Source organism: Gloeocapsa sp. PCC 7428, assembly GCF_000317555.1.
Classification (GTDB): domain Bacteria; phylum Cyanobacteriota; class Cyanobacteriia; order Cyanobacteriales; family Chroococcidiopsidaceae; genus Chroogloeocystis.
Genome location: NC_019745.1, coordinates 658,840 through 677,333, shown reverse-complemented (window position 1 = coordinate 677,333; position 18,494 = coordinate 658,840). Strand labels below are relative to the sequence as shown.

Genomic DNA, 18,494 nt, shown 5'->3' with positions numbered 1-18,494 from the left:
GAGCCAGGTTTTTGCATGTATGTCGAGTCCAGTTAAAGTTATCTAAATGACCAGTGGCAAGTCTTTATATAAACAATTTCCTCCTTGGCTTTCCAAATTGCGTACTCGTGTCAACCTTAAAGAAAGTGATTTGAAATCTGAGCTTGATGTTGTTTTAGACTGAACTGAGATGACGATCGTCTAGGTCACAAGAAGGGAACAAGCGATGCGACTGTCTCAAATGCTTTTTGTTACACTACGGGAAGATCCAGCCGAAGCGGAGATTCCCAGCCATAAACTTTTACTGCGTGCAGGTTATATTCGTCGCATCGGTAGCGGTATCTATGCTTATTTACCCTTGATGTGGCGGGTACTACAGAAAGTTTCTCAAATCGTGCGCGAAGAGATGAATGCGATCGGCGCACAGGAATGTTTATTACCACAAGTACAACCCGCAGAGTTGTGGCGCGAATCAGGGCGTTGGGATACCTATACGCAAGCTGAAGGTATCATGTTTGCGCTTAAGGATCGACAAGAGCGCGAGTTAGGTTTAGGACCAACACACGAAGAGGTGGTTACGAGTATTGCTCGTGATATGATCCGCTCGTATCGCCAGTTACCACAAACGCTTTACCAAATTCAAACGAAGTTCCGCGACGAAATTCGTCCCCGCTTTGGCTTGATGCGCGGACGCGAATTTATCATGAAAGATGCTTATTCTTTCAATGCCGATGAAGCCAGCTTGCGAGAAACTTATGATGATATGCACCGCGCTTATAGTAATATTTTGCGGCGGAGTGGGTTAGCGTTTCGGGCGGTAGAAGCTGATTCGGGTGCTATTGGTGGTTCGGCTTCGCAAGAATTTATGGTGTTAGCCGAAGCAGGCGAAGATGAGGTTTTGTATACCGAAGATGGAAAGTACGCCGCTAACGTAGAAAAAGCTGTGTCGCTACCACCTGATGCAGAACGATCATCGTTTACAACTTACGAAAAACGCGAAACGCCAGGAACACCAACGATTGAAACAATGTGTCATTTCATTGGCTGTTCTCCCACACAAGTCGTGAAAAACGTATTGTATCAGGTTGTGTTTGATCATGGGTTAACACTACTTGCGATCGTCAGTATCCGAGGCGATCAAGACGTTAACGAGGTGAAGTTGCAAAATGAAATCACTCGCCTTGCACCGCAGTATGGTGGAAAAACTGCGATCGCACTCACCGTACCAGACGCTACAATGCAACAAAAATGGGCGGCGAAACCTTTACCGCTAGGATATATAGCACCTGATATTGCGGATGATTACATTCGTACAGATAAACAGGTACATCCCAAGTTTTTGCGGTTAGTTGATAAAACGGTGGTAGATTTGCGCAATTTCGCGACAGGAGCAAATGAGTCAGGGTATCACGTTGTTGGGGCAAATTGGAACGAGCAATTTAAACTGCCAGATCATATTGTCGATGTGCGCAAAGCACGCGTCGGCGATCGCGCAATTCATAACCCTGAACAAACTTTACAAAGCGCGAGAGGTATCGAAATTGGACATATTTTTCAATTAGGGACGAAATACTCAACTGCTATGGGGGCTACCTACACCAACGAACAAGGCGAAGAAGTTCCTTTAGTCATGGGTTGCTATGGTGTGGGAGTTTCGCGCCTAGCGCAAGCTGCTGTCGAGCAATCTTATGACAAAGACGGTGTTATATGGCCTGTGGCGATCGCGCCCTATCACGCAATTGTGACGATTCCAAACATCAACAACGCGCAACAAGTAGAAGTCGCCGAAAAGCTGTATCAACAGTTAAATGCAGCAGGAATCGAAACGCTGCTTGACGATCGCAACGAACGCGCCGGAGTCAAGTTTAAAGATGCGGATCTTGTCGGGATTCCTTACCGCATTGTGACAGGGCGATCGCTCGAAGCAGGTAAAGTGGAAGTTGTCGAACGCAAAAGCCGTAACTCACAAGAAATTGCGATTGATGCAGTGGTTGCAACGCTTAAGCAGTGGATTGATGCTGCACTACAAGTATAGTTGAACTCTCAAAATTCAAAACTTGAGTAAGTTCACTGAAATTGAGGTAAGGTGGGCAATACCCATACCATATTACAAAAACAAGGAGTGGCATGAACCCGTTGAGATACAGGAAATTACTCCTGTTATGGAACTGCTAACGATTCTTCTAGCTGGATTGCTAGGTTTGCTCTCACCTGTTGGCGGTGTAGTCGAACGTATTGCCGAAAACTCGATTCGTTCTCAGTTCGTCCACATAGAAACACTGCGAGTACGCGTTGACAACGTTCCAACGCATCAGTTGCTGCACGGTAAGGTACAACGCGTGCGCATTGCTGGACGTGCGCTCGACTTAAAACAAAACATTCGTCTTGCTGTTTTAGAAGTAGAAACAGATGCGGTTGATTTTGATACAGATAGTTTAAGTGGAAGGCTCCAACTTCAGCAGCCGTTACAAGCTGGAGTACGCTTAGTTTTAACCGAGCAAGATGTTAATCAGGCGCTACAGTCTGACGCGATCGCTCGTCGATTACTAAATGTCACGATTAGCGGACTCGGTAGACGCACTCAATCGGTGCAACAGTTCAATTTCTCGCAGCCTCGGATACAATTCTTAGCAAATAATCGGATACGTTTTCAGGTAGAGCTTACCCAAGCTGACGTTGAACCATTAAGACTTACAATAGAGTCAGGGTTAGGCGTCATTTCTGAAAGACAAATTCAGCTGATTGCGCCTGTCGTTTTGGTCAACGAGGAGAAAGTACCAGAGCAAATCTTAAGTGCGATCGCTACAAATTTCTCGCAGCAGTTTGATCTGCGCAGTTTACAAAGTGCCGGAATTCAAGCCAGAATTTTACAATTGAATGTAAGTCCGCAAAAATTAGAAATTGCGGGTTTCATCCGCGTGGAAACATCTTCGCGTATATTGAAACAGCTATAGCCTAAATATAGTCACAGTGTTCATCCTCGATCCACTTTAAATTTGAATTGTTTGCTGTTCTCCTTACACCACGACTAACATAATTCTTTTGGAGGGTTTTTCCCATGACACAACAAAGAGCTAAACGCGTTCCTGCTGGTGTAATTGCTGGTATTGCAGCAGGTGTTCTAGCGGCGGGTGGTGCTGGCACTTGGTGGGCGTTTCGTTCAGCACAAATTCCTAACTCACAGCAGGCGATTACAACGCCTAATTCACCATCAACAAATCCATCAGTTCAGCCAGGGATTAATCAAACCGCACAAGTTTATTGGCTACGAGATACTGGTACGAGTGTAGAAATCGTGCCAACCTCGTTTACGGTTAACTCGGATCAACCGAATGTCGTCTTACAAACTGCGTTTGAGCAACTCTTAGCTGGCCCCACCAATGATGCTGTTGGTAGTACAATTCCTCCCCAAACGAAGCTACGCAGCGTCAGGGTTCAAAATGATGGAATTCATGTTGATTTGTCGTCAGAGTTTACGAGTGGCGGTGGTAGCGCTTCGATGAGTGGTCGTTTGGCACAAGTTGTTTATACAGCAACAACCTTAGATCCAAACGCCCAAGTGTGGATCGATGTCGAAGGTCAAAAATTAGAATATCTAGGTGGTGAAGGCATTGAGCTAAACCAACCTCTCACTAGACAAAGTTTCAATGCGAATTTTCAACTCTAAGTCGCAGTCGGATAAATTCTCGCGATTAAATCGTTGTTGGCGGTCGTTAGTAGTTGGTTGTCATGTATTGGTCGTTGGCGATCAACAGCGAGCCACTCGCAACATAACAGTTAACTACTAATCATTTGTACCATTTGCAAAAATGGTTGCGATTTTAAGGCAAGTCAATATTGGCGATCGCAATTCATCTACTGATGATTGCTATTCAATATTTGAAAAGAATTAGCTTGTTTTTGAATGCGCGTGGCAAGGCGATCGTATACTACGTTACATAATTCAAAAATTGTATCATCCTCTACACGGTAATACGCCGAGGTTCCGCAACTGCGGCGACTGAGAATTCCCGCTTGCCACATAATTTTTAAATGTTTAGAAACATTTGCTTGACTGGTTTGCGTTGCCTCTACCAATTCTTGCACGCATTTTTCACCATCGCTGAGCAAATGCAATAGACGCAGCCGCATCGGTTCGCCAAGAAGACTGAAGTAATCAGCTACTTGTTGCACAACTTCTGGCGGCACAGGCTTCGCTGACTTCATTAAATTTAACCTAAGGGAACTGCTAAATTTTAGCAATAATCACTCGATTAGCACTAGCGTACACGGTCAATCTGGGCTTAGACGCATCAAAGGTTGACCGTATTCAACAGGTTCGCCGTTTTGCACGAGAATTTCCACCACTCGTCCAGAAACTTCAGCTTCGATTTCGTTCATCAGCTTCATCGCCTCAATAATACAAACCGTTTGACCGCTTCTGACACGATCGCCCACATCCACAAACGAAGGCTCGCCAGGGGCAGGAGCGCGATAAAATGTTCCTACCATCGGAGAAATCACCTCAAGTAATTTCTGGTCTTTTGGTGGCGGTGTAGAAGCTTGCCCAGCACCGCCGCTTGTCGCCGCGTCGGTTCCACGCCCAACATCTGACCGATTGGCTGGTGCGGGTACAGTGGTCGATGTAGCCGACGAAATCGATTCTAAACCTACCATGCTTCCCGCTAGCGCTGAACCAGGTAGCGATGCATTGCCCATGCCAACAGCCTTACGTACTGTTAATTCAAACTCGTCACTTTTAAGCGTGAGTTCCGCAATATCGGTTTGAGCGATCGTGGCTATAAGTTGCCGGAGTTCATTAAAATCAAGTGGCACAGTTCGTCTGACCCCATTTATTAGCTATTGGCTATTTGTGATGCGCAATGCGCGATCGCGTGTCTATTCTCGACCTAGATAGGTATCGTTGCGCGTATCGATCCGGATGCGTTCGCCTTGTGAAATAAATAAAGGCACCATCACGGTTGCGCCAGTTTCGACAACGGCGGGTTTTGTTCCACCAGTCGCCGTATCTCCGCGCACCCCTGGATCAGTTTGGACAATTTCTAGCACGACCGAGTTAGGTAATTCGACTTCAAGAACTTGATCGCCCCAGCGAACGACATTGACTTCCATGCCATCTTTAAGATATTTGACGCGATCGCCAATTTGATTAGCATTCAATCTGCTTTCTTCATAAGTTTCCATATCCATAAAGACGAATTCCTCAGCGTCCTTATAGGTATGCTGCATTGTACTTTTCTCTAGATTAGCTTGGGGTACGGTTTCCCCAGCACGAAACGTTCGCTCTACAACGCTGCCACTTTGGACATTTTTTAGCTTAGTCCGAACGAACGCGGAACCTTTTCCTGGTTTGACGTGGAGAAACTCTACCACTCGCCATACGGAGCCATCTAAGACAATCGTGACGCCAGGTCGAAAATCATTACTGGAAATCATGAAACAATATATTTGCGCAAGACAATCGGCATCTCATTGTACCTCTACAGTGTGGTGCTATAGAAGGGGTCAAAAGAGAAAAGGCAGAGGGGCAGAGGGGCAGAGGGGCAGAGGAAGGATAGTTTTCTATATCACTTACCACGTTCTTTTTTAAATTTTGAACTTGGAAGTGAACGGCACTGTGGCAAGATTATGAATGAGTTGATACCTCGTCAATTGCAACTGTCAGGCAGACAAGCAATGGGTGAAGGGTAAATATAAATCCCAGGTAGCCCACTTGCCTAAGTTCATATTCATGCTGCATCTGAGCTATCTCATGACAAATTTAAACAACTGGTGGAAAAAAAGCACCATACTATTGCTGCTAATCGCGATGTTTTTCGGCACAAGTGTTGCTGGGTGGACTCCCGCCAGCAATGCAGCGTTACCAGCAGGAAATGCAATTACTGATGGCAAAGCACTATTACGCTACTCGCTGCCAATTGATAACCAAGCTGTGCGGGATCTGCAAGCAAATTTAGAAGATATTGCTACCCAACTACGGGCAAATCGGCGTTGGGGTGCGATTTCTAAAGATATTTCTCAAGCTTCTCGCGTCATTAGCTCGCGTCACGATGAACTGCTCAAAAGCATTCCCGACGAGCAAAAACCACAAGCAGAAGCCATTATCGATGAACTACAAGCTGGTATCAACGATTTGCGACAAGCAGCTGATTCAAAGGATAAGGAACAACTTTGGATAGGACGGGCTAAAGTTCTCAATTTAGTCAGTGCGCTTGAAGAGTCAATGGTACAAAAGTTTCCCTACGAAGTTCCTGCTGAGTACAGCCACTTACCACAACTCAAAGGTCGTGCCACTGTAGAAATGGAAACGAACAAAGGTAATCTGACAGTTGTTGTAGACGGTTATAGCGCTCCAGTCACAGCAGGTAATTTTGTAGACTTGGTACAACGAGGTTTTTATAATGGTTTAGAGTTTATTCGTGCAGAAGATTCGTACGTTCTCCAAACCGGAGATCCACCAGGTCCAGACCAAGGATTTATCGACCCAAAAACAGGAAAATACCGTAGCATTCCTTTGGAAGTTCTTGTCAAAGGCGATCCAGTTCCTACGTATGGCATCACTTTAGAGCAAGCAGGTCGCTATCGCGAAGAACCCGTACTGCCATTTTCAGCGTATGGCGCGGTTGCAATGGCACGCCCAGAATTCGACAATAATGGTGGTTCCTCGCAATTTTTCTTCTTCTTGTTTGAACCTGAACTAACACCAGCAGGACGAAATCTGTTAGATGGTCGCTATGCAGTGTTTGGCTATTTGACTGAAGGCAAGGAAGTGCTAGAACAACTCAAAGAAGGAGATAAAATAATTTCTGCCAAAGTTGTTCGCGGTGCAGAAAATTTAGTACAACCGCAATAAAACTTAGGGAAACAAAGAGTAGAGGAGAAAACCATCAAATGAATTTTGTTCACCAACTACTAACCTCGCACTCTTTGTCCTTTCCCTAACCTCTAGCCCCTGACCTCTGACCTCTCGTGCATGGAACTGCGTTTAGCAAATAAGATTGAAGCAATTTTATATCTTAAGGGTCAACCACTCTCAATCGCGCAATTAGCTGAGTATGCAGGCTGCGATCGCTCTACTGTAGAAGAAGGACTGATGGAACTGATCGATGACTATGCGCACCGTGATAGCGCCTTAGAAGTCGTCGAAACTGTCTCAGGTACATACAGCTTACAACTGCGGTCAAGTTTTCAAGAACTCGTGCAAACGCTGATTCCGGTCGAACTTGGCGTAGGAGCTTTGCGCACTTTAGCGGCGATCGCCCTGCGTAATCCAATTACCCAAACAGAACTCGTCAACGTGCGTGGTTCAGGAGCATATCAACACGTTCAGGAACTTGTAGAGCTAGGTTTTGTGCGCAAACGCCGCCCTGTAGACGGTCGCTCTTTTTTACTCGATGTCACTGATAAGTTTTACCAATACTTTCAGCTTGAACAACTGCCACATCTACTAACTGCTGATGACGTGCAAGAATTACCTTTGCCAGAAGATCAAGCCAATTAGACGATTTGTGTTGCACCGGTTCTCCTTCTAACTTCTTTTCTTAAAGTGGAGATCAGCCCCCTAAATCCCTTAGAATTAGATGGTTGGGGGCAAAAGAAAAATTGATGAAGGGAAGAATTCATGCACAAAGATTGATTATTAGTTGCTTGTGCTTAAAGATTAACTGCTCTACAGGATGTCATACTGCTGCGTATCAATAACCACTCTAAGGCAAGAAGTGCTATCTATTACAATGAGTTACATTAGATATCAGCACAGCTAAACAGAACTGCCCATGGTCTTTGATCCTGACTTTTTCAGTGATGATTCTCAAGAAGAATCGCAAGCAAATCCACTGTTGAACTATCTGCAACGTCAATCACCGGAGATTTTAGCGCACGTAGCTCGCTCGGTTAGTCCAGAAATAAAAGAAATTATTTCTCAGAATGTCCAAGGGTTAGTTGGTATGCTTCCTTCTGAGAATTTTAACGTGAAAATTTCTACAGACCGCGATAACTTAGCCGGATTGCTTGCCTCGGCAATGATGACAGGTTATTTTCTGCGTCAGATGGAACAGCGGATGCATCTTGATGATTTGGCGGATTCTGTTTCTTTGCCGCGTGATTCTACTGGGGGGCAATAATTAGAAATTGCAGCAGTTGAAACTTCTAACCAAGTTCGTCTACAGGAAAAGCTTCTGGCGTGACTTGAACAGTTTCAATTTTGCCGTTGCGGTTCACTTCTAGATTCAGTACCGCACCTACATCGCTAGATTCAACGCGCTCTTGAACTTCAGAGGCTTTACGAATCTGCCTACCATCAATCTTTTCAATGATATCGCCTTCACGTAGACCAGCACGATACGAGGGAGATCTTCTGATCACGCGCACGATTAATACACCCTGCTCTTGCTGTACATTTAGATTCGTTTCTTGATTCACTTCTTGTTTAGTAGCAGGAGTCAGGTCAAGCATTTGAATACCCAAAAAAGGATGTTCTACCCGTCCTCGCGTAAACAGTTTATTTGCAATTCTAGCTGCGGTATCAATCGGAATTGCAAAACCTAGTCCCTGTGCATCCGAGCGAATTGCCGTGTTGACACCTATCACTTCACCCTCAGCGTTCAACAACGGACCACCTGAGTTTCCAGGATTGATTGCAGCATCTGTTTGAATGAAGTTAACGCGTTTATCAGGAACACCTACTTGAGCGCTAGAGCGGTCTGTTGCGCTGATAATTCCGACAGTCACAGTATTATCTAATCCTAGCGGATTACCGATCGCGATCGCCCACTGTCCTGGAGATAAGTTGCGCGAGTTGCCTAACTTGACTGCGGGTAAATTATTCGCTTTAATTTTGACAACGGCAACATCCGTAACGGCATCCACGCCGACAACTTTACCCTCGAAACTCCGACCATCTTTGAGCGTAACTTGTACTGTATCCGTTTCAGCAACAACGTGAGCGTTGGTTAAGACGCGACCATCTTGGCTGAGGATAAAACCCGAACCCGTACCGCGCTCGATGCGTTCTTCGGGAATTTCTTGATCCGAACCAAAGAATCTGCGTAATAGGGGATTATTAAAAGCTTCTGGAAGTCGATTAGTAACCTTACGTGTCGCATTAATGCGAACAACAGCAGGTCCTACTTTTTCTACTGCTGAGGCGATAAAGTTGCGGTCATCGTTGCGGCTTGTGCTATTTGTTGCTTCAGGAATGACAAGTCCTGATACAGGTGGCACTATGACTGGTACTGTAGTTAATTCTTCTAGCGAGTGATGACCTGCGAAGTAGCGACTACTCCACCACCCAGCCCCACCTCCTATAACTAGCAAAATTACCGCCGCCGTCAAATTTTTGAACGATAAACTCATACTCCTTCCGCCTATACATAGCAAGTAGATGCTAACTTCTAAGTTTAGTCAAGAAATTCAGTAATTTCGAGATCTGCTTTTCCTTTTGGCAGTACGCAAACACATAATGGATACAAAGTAGAAATCTCGTTCGCTCTTCATAACAATCTGAACGAGCGCGTTTACCTCGCACCAGTATGATGACTTTACGCTACCCGACACTGTTAACGGCACTACCTCTAGGCTTATTACTTCTCATCGCCCCCGCACATTCTGCACCGAGTACTAATGCTGCAACGGCGACTAGAGGTTGTCCTCAACCTGCGTTATCACGGCTAACTCGTCACAAAGTAGCACCAGGCGAAACATTGGAGGCGATCGCCCAAAAATACAACCTGATTGCTGCTACGCTCATTGGTTTTAATCCCACACTCCGCACCGGACAACTGACCGTTGGTAGTGAAATTATCATTCCGCCGTCCAATGGAATTCGAGTCGAAGTTCCACTCAACCAATCTTGGCAGCAAATTGCTACAAAATACAAAGTTCGCGCTGACGTTTTGTTTGAAGCTAATGGTTGTCAACCTGTATCGCGATTTGTCTTTGTTCCTGGTGTCAATTGGTCGCCAGAAACTCCCACTACAAGTGCAAGGAGCCTATTAACAGGATATCCTTTACCAACCAAAGCAACAGTAGCGATGGGCTATGGTTGGCAAATTAACCCAAGTACAAGTGAAGTTGTCTTTCACAGCGGGGTAGATTTGTTAGCACCTATAGGAACTTCAGTGCAAGCCGTTGCTGCTGGAACTGTGGCTTTTGCGGGCGAACAAGGAAGTTATGGCAATCTTGTTGTTGTCAATCACGCCGGAGGACGTCAAACTCGCTACGCGCATTTACAAAAAATGAGTGTAAATACGGGTCAACCCGTACAACTTGGACAAGTGCTTGGAACGGTAGGAACAACAGGAGAACCTACATCAACCGAACCGCATTTGCATTTTGAAGTTCGTTATAACTCCTCGCTGGGTTGGGTTGCAGAAGAACCGAGCTTGTGAATTGGTTATAAACAAACGAATTTGTTGATTAGTAAAAAATATAACTGTATATTAATATTGTTGTAAGCGCGTTCATAATTGCAATGTAATAAAAAGAACAATATTGTTTGTGCTTACTCAAAGTGAGTTAACAAGAGAAACGTATTAATCTTTTGCCAAAAAAATGAAAGATTTCTCATAAACTTTAAAAAAAAAACTGTTAAACTCTAGCTGTGAATCTGGATACGGTTAAGTTATGTCGGCTAGCAAGTAAGCGTGTGCGACGCTACTCATACAAACACAAACGGTCGAGCCAGTATGAAAATAGCCTTCATTGTTCTAGGCTTTCCTGAATTATCGCAAACGTTTATTCTTAATCAAATCACTGGGTTGATTGATCGCGGTCATTCAGTTGATATTTATGCGCTCAAAGGTTCAGAAGTACAAGCTTCTAAAGTACATCCAGATGTTGAAAAGTATCAATTGCTAGCAAGAACGTATTACTACTGTGTTCCGAATTTACCTAAAAATTTTTTGTGGCGAGTTCTCAAAGGATTTGGGCTACTAGCAACGAAGTTAAATAAGAATCCTAGTATTTGGTTGAATGCGCTCAATATTTTTCAATATCGCCGAAACGCTTTGTCGTTGCGACCCTTGTACAAGGTCATTCCATTATTAGACACACCGAATCAATATGATATCGTCCATTGCCAGTTTGGTTTATGCGGACTAGAGGCAATGTCGCTGCGGAAATTTGGGTTGCTGCAAGGTAAATTAGTTGTTTGCTTTCGGGGTTTTGATATTAGCGAATTTATTCAGCAATATGGCGATAGTGCGTATAATCGACTGTTTAAGGTGGGTGACTTTTTTCTAACAAATTGTGATTATTTTCGACAGCGCCTACTCAAGCTAGGTTGTCCAGAAGATAAAGTCATGGTACATCGCTCAGGGCTAGACTGCGATCGATTTATTTTTAACCCTCCCAAGGTAGATATTAGTGATACAGTTCAGATTGTAACGAGTGGACGCCTTGTTGAAAAAAAAGGTATAGAATATGCGATTCGGGCGATCGCTAAGCTAGTCAAATCAAAGCCTAATATTGAATACAAAATTATCGGTGATGGACCGCTCAAGCAACAGTTGCAGCAACTTATTACAGAATTAGGTGTTAATGATACAGTCAAGTTGCTGGGGTGGAAAGATCAAGAAGAAATTATTGAGGTTCTGAAAAAATCGCATATATTTATCGCTCCAAGTGTAACTGCCAAAAGTGGCGATCAAGATGCTCCAGTGAATGTATTAAAAGAAGCGATGGCGATCGGATTACCTGTAATTTCTACGTATCATGGTGGAATTCCTGAGTTGATTCAGGACAATGTTTCAGGGTTTTTAGTGCCAGAACGCGATGCCGATGCGATCGCACAAAAAATAAGTTATCTTCTGGATAATCCGCAAATTTGGGATTCAATCACACGCGCGGCTCGCGCGCAAGTAGAAGCAGGCTACGATCTTCATAAACTAAATGATGAACTAGTAGATATTTACCAACAATTACTAACGCAAGGTTTTGTACGCATGAGTTCTCAAGCAGTAGCAAGCAATGTAGCGAGTAATACAGATATGACTTATTAGCTTGGTACAACTGAAAGCGGTACTCTCGTGTCATTCACGATCGCCGCGCTCATCTTTACAAAAATATACAGATATCTGAAACTACAATACAGAGAAGGGAGTTTTCGACAATGTCAGAACCACAAGTTACGATTGTTGTTTCACCACGCGAGCGTTTTAGCTGCACGCAAGCGTCGTTAGAGAGTATCTATGAAAACACGCAGATACCCTTTAAGTTAGTCTACGTTGATGGCGGATCGCCAGCAAAAATCAAGCGTTATCTAGAAGAACAAGCGCAAGAAAAGCAGTTTCAACTGATTCGCACCGAATATTATCTCTCGCCTAATAAAGCCCGCAACTTGGGGTTAGCCCAGGTAAATACGGAGTATGTTGTTTTTATCGATAACGATGTCGTTGTTACCCCAGGTTGGCTGCGACAACTCGTAAAGTGTGCTGAAGAAACAAATGCAACTGTCGTGAGTCCGCTGATCTGCCAAGGCGAACCAGTGCATGAAGAAGTCCACTGTGCAGGTGGAGAGTCGGGAGTCAAAATAGAAGCCAAAGGCGATCGCACGCGTCGTCGGATTATCGAAAAAATCTACAAGCAAGGGCGCAAAGTTGCCGATGTTCGTCCACAACTGCAAAGACAGCAAACCGGACTTGCTGAGTTTCATTGCATGATGGTTCGTACAGCGATCTTTGAAAAAGTAGGAATGCTCGATGAAGCGCTGTTAAACACCAAAGAACACGTAGACTTCTGCATGACTGTAATGGAAGCGGGGGGCAATGTTTACCTAGAACCAGATTCCCTTGTGACCTACGTACCAGGACCTCCACTAGAATTAACCGATATGCCCTTTTATATGCTGCGGTGGAGTGATGCATGGGAACTTGCAAGTTTACACCGCTTGCGCGACAAGTGGAACCTCACCGAAGACGAATATTTCAAAAATCGCTATAACGGTTTAGGCTGGCGGCGAAAAACGACGATTATCAAACCATTCAGCCACAAAATCAGCAAAATGGTTTTGAAGCGCCCAAGTAAGAAAGTAGAAGCGCTCCTTGTTAATGTGGACAAAGCACTCAACAAATATCTTACCGATCGCTATGCCCGCAAACAACCGCAGAAGTTGCAAACACCAGATATAGCAACAATGCAGAAAGAAACTGCGGTGACAGCTTCTCAAGGTTAGGCAGTTGGCGCACGTAGAAGTGTTAACTGCACAATTGCATACACCTCTTTCAGAAACTATTTTCTGCAAAGAGGTGACAACCAATGAGTATAAATTTTGAAGGTCATTAATTGCAGCATCCTGTGTCAAACAAGCGATCGCCAAGTGTAATCTACACGCCAGAAAGTCAACTTCGGTATCCTGTTCAATTGTTCCAACAGATGTGGCATGATTTGCTTGCTTCGCGAGAATTAGCATGGCAACTCATGGTAAGAAATATTAGCGCCCAATACCGCCAATCATTTCTAGGGCTATTTTGGGCATTTATTCCACCAATCGTCACAGCCATAGGATTCACGTTTGCAAATAACGCTCAAATCGTCAATATTGGAGCAACAGATATTCCCTATCCTGCCTATGTTATGTTCAGCATGACTTTGTGGCAGACTTTCACCGAGGCGCTCAATGGTCCTATTCAAGCCGTGACTACATCAAAGCAAATGCTAGTGCGGATCAATTTTCCTAGAGAAGCATTAGTTTTATCTAAACTAGGCGAGGTTTTTTTTAATTTTGGAATCAAGCTGATTCTGATTGTGGCGTTGTTTGTTTGGTTTCGCATTTCCGTGAGTTGGACAGTCATTATCGCCCCAGTAGCACTGATTCACTTAATTATTCTCGGTACGTGTTTCGGTTTGCTACTTGCGCCTATGGGAGCTTTATTCACAGATATTACTAAAGGTCTAAATTTTATTACTACATTTTGGCTGTTTTTGACACCAGTAGTCTATCCAGTGCCGCGACAAGGAATAGTCGCTAAACTTGTGCAACTTAATCCGGTAACTCCTTTACTTGTCACAACTAGAGAGTTAGCGACAAACGGAGTCGTGTCAAACCCTGCTGGATTTTGGGTAGCAAGTTTTGTTGCGATCGCTGGTTTACTACTAGCATGGATTATCTATCGTCTAGCAATGCCTTTTGTCGTTGAGAGGATGAGTTCCTAGATTCAATTCACTAAAGTTGTAGCACAATGTGAATGTGGTGAAAGCTGAATTAATCGTTACAGACCACACATATGAATAATCCTATACTTAGTATTATTATCCCGACTCACAATCGACCACATTTGCTACCTCTTGCAGTGAAAAGTGCCTTGGCGCAAACTCTGAATGATTTTGAGGTGATAGTTGTCGATGATGCTTCTACAGAGTCGGTACAACTCCCAGAAGATCCGCGCTTACGCTTAATTCGTCTCGACGAGCCACATGGAGGCGCAGGTGCGCGTAACGTAGGGACAGAAGCAGCGCAAGGACGATGGATTACTTACCTTGATGATGACGACCGACTCCTCCCGCATATGGCAGCTATTTCGCTAGAGGCATTATCTCAAACTCAGTTGCCAACTCCCGTAGCTGTCATCTCAGGATTAGAAATAGTAAATACTCAAGGTGAAGTCATAAGTACTCGCTTACCACCTCCTATTCGCTTGCGTGGTTCGCATTTTGCGCTGGAAGAACTAGAACCTGGCTATTCATATAATACTAAGCAAACCTTGGTTGTAGAACGAGAAGTTATTCGCCAGATTGGCGGTTGGGACAAGTCGTTTCGCTCGCGCGTTCACTCTGAACTCTTTCTGCGGCTTAACCCTGTTTGTACAATCATCGGTGTGCCAATTGTGACATATCAACTATACAATCACCAAAGCGAACGCGTATCACGAGATCCTATATTGCGTCAAGAAAGCTTTCAGCGTTTGGTGAGTAAGCACAAATCGCTCTTTCAATCTCACCCTAAAATGTTTGCTAAGTTTGTTGTTGATCACGCTCAAAGATCTTATCAAATGGGTCAAACACGTGCAGCAATTTCTGCCATTTTATGGGCGATGCAAATTGAGCCGCTTTATACTGTTAAGAGAGTTACAAGACCATTTCGTCAACGGTTACAACACAATAACAACAGTGACGAAGTAACCAACTTTGATAGTAACTGACAGAAATGTCAACATACATAGTATTTACTAATTACCAAGTTAACCATTGATATTGACCGCGTTTTGTCTAAGCATTGTTACATCTGGTGCAAGACTTGATGAATTTGCTCTGATGAAACTTGATCGGTTACTTTCACTACACCAATTTGAGTTGGTAGCACAAACCGCACTTTACCTGCTTTCACTTTCTTGTCAGTTTGTAATGAATCAACGATCGCATCAAGATCGAGTCCTTCTGGTAACCTTGTGGGTAGCCCCGTTTTTTGAATTAATGCCAACTGGCGATCTTGCGATGCTTGTTGCCATAAACCTAGATTAACGGCTAATTGCCCAGCAGCTACCATGCCAATCGCGACAGCTTCACCGTGATTGACAACACGATACCTAGTTAAACTTTCAACTGCATGACCGATCGTGTGTCCGTAGTTAAGAATTGCACGTAATCCTGCTTCTTTTTCGTCTTTACTCACCACATCAGCTTTGGCTTGACACGATCGCACAAGAATTTCTTGCAATAAACTTTCACTTAAGTAGTGGAGTTGATCTAAGCGATCGCACTTCTCCATCTGCGCAAATAATTCGGCATCCCAAATGACACCATACTTAATAACTTCCGCCATCCCTGCACGAAATTCGCGTTCAGGAAGTGTTCGCAGCACCTGCGGATCGATTAAAACTAACTTGGGTTGATGAAATGCACCGATTAAATTTTTACCCTGCGGATGATTCACGCCAGTTTTCCCACCAATCGCCGCATCAACCATCGACAACAGCGTTGTTGGAACTTGCACAAAATTGATACCACGCAGCCACGTAGCCGCCGCAAAACCTGTCATATCACCAATCACGCCACCACCCAAAGCAACCATCGTTGAAGAGCGTTCTAGGCGGTTTTCTAAGGCTGTATTGTAGAGTTTTTCTACTGAAGCGAGTGTTTTGTGTTGTTCGCCGTCGGGTAAGTTGTAACTGTTCACATCAAATCCGGCATTTTCGAGAGATGCGATCGCGCGATCGCCATAATGCTGAAATACAGTAGGGTTGGAAACTAATAAGACTTTTTTACCCAGCGATAGATGCGACATCAATTCCCCTAGCTTGGCGATTCCGCCAAGTGCGATCGCAATATCATAAGCTTGTTGCGGTAAATTTAGCCGAATCGTATGCATTGTCAAAATCCGTTGTGTCAGCACTCAGATTGATGCACTGTTATTCTATATGTGATTTAATATTTTTAAATCTTTGTAATAAATAATTCAACCAAAAACTATGTTAGGAGTTGTCGCTTACATTGTCATGCTTGGTGGATTCTTTGCCCTAGCAGTTGGTTTATTATTCGGTCTACGCGCTGTTAAATTGATTTAACAACATACACTTTGCCGGCGATGAGTCTGTCAATCGCCGTGCAAGAGCCTCCGAACTAGAGCAATCGCTCAAAAGCCTGTATCAAAAGAAGATTTGTTACAGTAAATCGTATCGATTGCTGCTGAGCAATCAGATGGCACGAGTGTTGGAAGTGTTGCAAGTGGGGTTGCAGTCAGTGGACCACGCAGCATTTGTAGAGCAGTTGAGGAACCAGGCGCAGACTGTTGGCTAAACTGAGTAGGAGGAGTCAATATTGAGGCATTACTCAGATCCAGCGATGAACAGGGCGTTGGGATTTAGGGATAGCTTAGTAAATTGATGCGATCGCACCAACTCCTCTCCAGAAAACGCCCCAACTTCGGTAAAAGTATCTCCATCCAACGCCAGCACTAGTAACGTTTGTGCTTGCGGATTGACGATCCAATATTCTGGAATGCCTATATCTTGATATTGCATCCGTTTAGCCACATAATCGCGGTGCCATTGAAGTTCCCCAGGACTCACGACCTCAATTACTAACAAGGGTGGGGGCATCGTCAGCCGAATCGTATTGCGTTGGGCTAAAAGCGATACTTACTCTTCTCGAATAATAGTCAAGTCGGGGTAGCGATTTTTGGGTTCGCCCCGCACTTCCAGTTCCAGCCCATGTCCGCGCACTCGATCCGTTCCTAAAAGTAAAGCAAACGCTAAAAACAGGCGATTGGCAATTTGAATATTAATTCCAGACGCTGGCGGCACCTCAATGAGTTCTCCATTAAATAGTTCGTAGAGTTGGTCGGTACCATCGTCGTAGGCTAAATATTCGTCGAAGCTTTGGAATCGCGGTTTAAGCTGCTGAATCATGGCTCTGACCAAGCGAGGTAAATACGTTGGATGGTCGCTAATTTAACATTAACTTAGCTGGCAAAAATCCGAACTGGTAAGATGCTGGTGCGATCGCTTTTAGCAATCCTTATATTCGTCGAAGCTTTGGAATCGCGGTTTAAGCTGCTGAATCATGGCTCTGACCAAGCGAGGTAAATACGTTGGATGGTCGCTAATTTAACATTAACTTAGCTGGCAAAAATCCGAACTGGTAAGATGCTGGTGCGATCGCTTTTAGCAATCCTTTACAAATATTTATTCTGAAGTGGGCAGCCCAAAGCAGATCCGCTTAATGAATTACCTGTCCTGACTACTATGGCAAATCGGGTTTAATCTCAATAATCGAGACTTGGGCATTCTCGACGATCGTATTACCTTCAAGTGTGCCGTGCTGTAAGCACAAATATCCGGCTCAACTGCGTACTTTTGTAAGATGCTGAGAACTGCTTGATGACCTTTGAGCAAACCAATAATGATTTGGTATCTAACAGAAACTTACTTCCACTCATGTCTCATCGCCCTCTAAATCGCGACGGCATCTTCTAAAGTTGGGAGAGTCTTTGAGGATAGCAAAATAGGTAGCAATTGAGGGTCTATCTAAGCTTTCACTGGACTGAGTTCGCTGACTTACAAACTCTGCAAAGACCAGAACTAAATTGGCTTGATCTTCAGGTAGAGTTTTGACCAGTTCGTAAATAATCTCTGCTGTACTCCTCATGCTTTTCATCCTTGAGGTTGTGTTCAACGCATGACACAAGCTCAAATATCCCTATTCTATTTATACCGATGGAATCTTAGCCACTTCTGCGGATTGCAGCACTTCAGGAAACTGCTTCCACGGTATGTTACCGTCTTTGCTAGCAAGGTAGAGTTGGCTAAACTGAAGCAGGGCTGCGGCTGCGGCTGCGGGAACTTTGGTAAACAGGTAGGTGGCTTTGTTAGTACCAGAGAAAGCTACCGAACAAGGGCGGGAGCAAGTCCATAAACAGCCTATGGGGTGAATATCTAACTCATCTTGATGTGACCAATTCTGATACAAATTGAGCAACTGATTGAGTAGAACAGTACCTTCCGCTTTCTCGTAATCGATACCATCAGAGTGAACGGAATTACAGGATTTACAGACAAATAAGATATGTTTTGACACGGAGA

18 protein-coding genes and 1 pseudogene are annotated in these 18,494 nt (G+C 44.3%); 12 read left to right on the top strand and 7 right to left on the bottom strand.

Annotation, left to right across the window (positions count from 1 at the left end; all coding sequences use genetic code 11):
* Positions 1-205: 205 nt before the first annotated feature.
* From GLO7428_RS02975 to GLO7428_RS02965, 3 genes are all read left to right on the top strand, one after another.
* The gene (locus GLO7428_RS02975; RefSeq protein ID WP_015187072.1) at positions 206-2,014 is read left to right on the top strand and encodes a proline--tRNA ligase; all 1,809 of its coding nucleotides are present in this window, start codon (positions 206-208) and stop codon (positions 2,012-2,014) included.
* Between the two features lie 22 nt (positions 2,015-2,036).
* The gene (locus GLO7428_RS02970) at positions 2,037-2,933 is read left to right on the top strand and encodes a DUF2993 domain-containing protein (RefSeq protein ID WP_196797447.1); all 897 of its coding nucleotides are present in this window, start codon (positions 2,037-2,039) and stop codon (positions 2,931-2,933) included.
* Positions 2,934-3,037: 104 nt separating this feature from the next.
* Positions 3,038-3,646 (top strand): GerMN domain-containing protein, encoded by a 609-nt coding sequence (locus tag GLO7428_RS02965; protein WP_015187070.1) that lies wholly within the window; start codon positions 3,038-3,040, stop codon positions 3,644-3,646.
* A gap of 188 nt (positions 3,647-3,834) precedes the next feature.
* Here the strand turns inward: GLO7428_RS02965 and GLO7428_RS02960 are convergent, their stop codons facing one another.
* The 3 genes from GLO7428_RS02960 to efp form a co-directional block, all read right to left on the bottom strand.
* Positions 3,835-4,185: a helix-turn-helix transcriptional regulator gene (locus GLO7428_RS02960; RefSeq protein ID WP_015187069.1), complete on the bottom strand. Its 351-nt coding sequence runs from the start codon at positions 4,183-4,185 to the stop codon at positions 3,835-3,837.
* 66 nt (positions 4,186-4,251) lie between these two features.
* Positions 4,252-4,794, bottom strand: coding sequence for an acetyl-CoA carboxylase biotin carboxyl carrier protein (gene accB / locus GLO7428_RS02955; RefSeq protein ID WP_015187068.1), 543 nt, complete (start codon positions 4,792-4,794; stop codon positions 4,252-4,254).
* Positions 4,795-4,857: 63 nt separating this feature from the next.
* Positions 4,858-5,415 carry an elongation factor P gene (gene efp / locus GLO7428_RS02950; protein ID WP_015187067.1) on the bottom strand — a complete coding sequence of 186 codons (558 nt, stop codon included), beginning with the start codon at positions 5,413-5,415 and terminating at the stop codon, positions 4,858-4,860.
* A 316-nt stretch (positions 5,416-5,731) separates the two neighbouring features.
* Between efp and GLO7428_RS02945 the strand changes: the two genes are divergently transcribed.
* The 3 genes from GLO7428_RS02945 to GLO7428_RS02935 all read left to right on the top strand — a co-directional run bounded on the left by GLO7428_RS02945 (position 5,732) and on the right by GLO7428_RS02935 (position 8,102).
* Complete coding sequence (locus GLO7428_RS02945) at positions 5,732-6,832, top strand: peptidylprolyl isomerase (RefSeq protein ID WP_015187066.1); 1,101 nt, start codon at positions 5,732-5,734, stop codon at positions 6,830-6,832.
* A gap of 120 nt (positions 6,833-6,952) precedes the next feature.
* Positions 6,953-7,480 (top strand): SMC-Scp complex subunit ScpB, encoded by a 528-nt coding sequence (gene scpB, locus GLO7428_RS02940; RefSeq protein ID WP_015187065.1) that lies wholly within the window; start codon positions 6,953-6,955, stop codon positions 7,478-7,480.
* 274 nt (positions 7,481-7,754) lie between these two features.
* Complete coding sequence (locus GLO7428_RS02935; protein ID WP_015187064.1) at positions 7,755-8,102, top strand: DUF760 domain-containing protein; 348 nt, start codon at positions 7,755-7,757, stop codon at positions 8,100-8,102.
* A gap of 25 nt (positions 8,103-8,127) precedes the next feature.
* Here the strand turns inward: GLO7428_RS02935 and GLO7428_RS02930 are convergent, their stop codons facing one another.
* Complete coding sequence (locus GLO7428_RS02930; protein WP_015187063.1) at positions 8,128-9,333, bottom strand: HhoA/HhoB/HtrA family serine endopeptidase; 1,206 nt, start codon at positions 9,331-9,333, stop codon at positions 8,128-8,130.
* A gap of 176 nt (positions 9,334-9,509) precedes the next feature.
* Between GLO7428_RS02930 and GLO7428_RS02925 the strand changes: the two genes are divergently transcribed.
* The 5 genes from GLO7428_RS02925 (at position 9,510) to GLO7428_RS02905 (ending at position 15,116) form a co-directional block, all read left to right on the top strand.
* Positions 9,510-10,367 carry a M23 family metallopeptidase gene (locus GLO7428_RS02925; RefSeq protein WP_015187062.1) on the top strand — a complete coding sequence of 286 codons (858 nt, stop codon included), beginning with the start codon at positions 9,510-9,512 and terminating at the stop codon, positions 10,365-10,367.
* Between the two features lie 297 nt (positions 10,368-10,664).
* Positions 10,665-11,978: a glycosyltransferase gene (locus GLO7428_RS02920; RefSeq protein WP_015187061.1), complete on the top strand. Its 1,314-nt coding sequence runs from the start codon at positions 10,665-10,667 to the stop codon at positions 11,976-11,978.
* A 110-nt stretch (positions 11,979-12,088) separates the two neighbouring features.
* Entirely contained in the window at positions 12,089-13,150 is a 1,062-nt protein-coding gene (locus GLO7428_RS02915) for a glycosyltransferase family 2 protein (protein ID WP_015187060.1), read from the top strand.
* 110 nt (positions 13,151-13,260) lie between these two features.
* Entirely contained in the window at positions 13,261-14,130 is an 870-nt protein-coding gene (locus tag GLO7428_RS02910; protein WP_231295541.1) for an ABC transporter permease, read from the top strand.
* Positions 14,131-14,201: 71 nt separating this feature from the next.
* Positions 14,202-15,116, top strand: coding sequence for a glycosyltransferase (locus GLO7428_RS02905; protein ID WP_015187058.1), 915 nt, complete (start codon positions 14,202-14,204; stop codon positions 15,114-15,116).
* A gap of 77 nt (positions 15,117-15,193) precedes the next feature.
* Here the strand turns inward: GLO7428_RS02905 and aroB are convergent, their stop codons facing one another.
* Positions 15,194-16,282 (bottom strand): 3-dehydroquinate synthase, encoded by a 1,089-nt coding sequence (aroB, locus tag GLO7428_RS02900; RefSeq protein ID WP_015187057.1) that lies wholly within the window; start codon positions 16,280-16,282, stop codon positions 15,194-15,196.
* A 100-nt stretch (positions 16,283-16,382) separates the two neighbouring features.
* Between aroB and GLO7428_RS02895 the strand changes: the two genes are divergently transcribed.
* A complete protein-coding gene (locus tag GLO7428_RS02895; RefSeq protein ID WP_015187056.1) occupies positions 16,383-16,478 on the top strand; it encodes a cytochrome b6-f complex subunit PetL in 96 nt (31 codons plus the stop codon).
* 261 nt (positions 16,479-16,739) lie between these two features.
* On the opposite strand, the pseudogene GLO7428_RS02885 reads toward GLO7428_RS02895, so the two are convergent.
* A pseudogene (locus GLO7428_RS02885) lies at positions 16,740-17,318 on the bottom strand (Uma2 family endonuclease).
* Positions 17,319-18,120: 802 nt separating this feature from the next.
* Entirely contained in the window at positions 18,121-18,489 is a 369-nt protein-coding gene (locus GLO7428_RS02875; protein WP_015187054.1) for a DUF1636 domain-containing protein, read from the bottom strand.
* Positions 18,490-18,494: the final 5 nt, after the last annotated feature.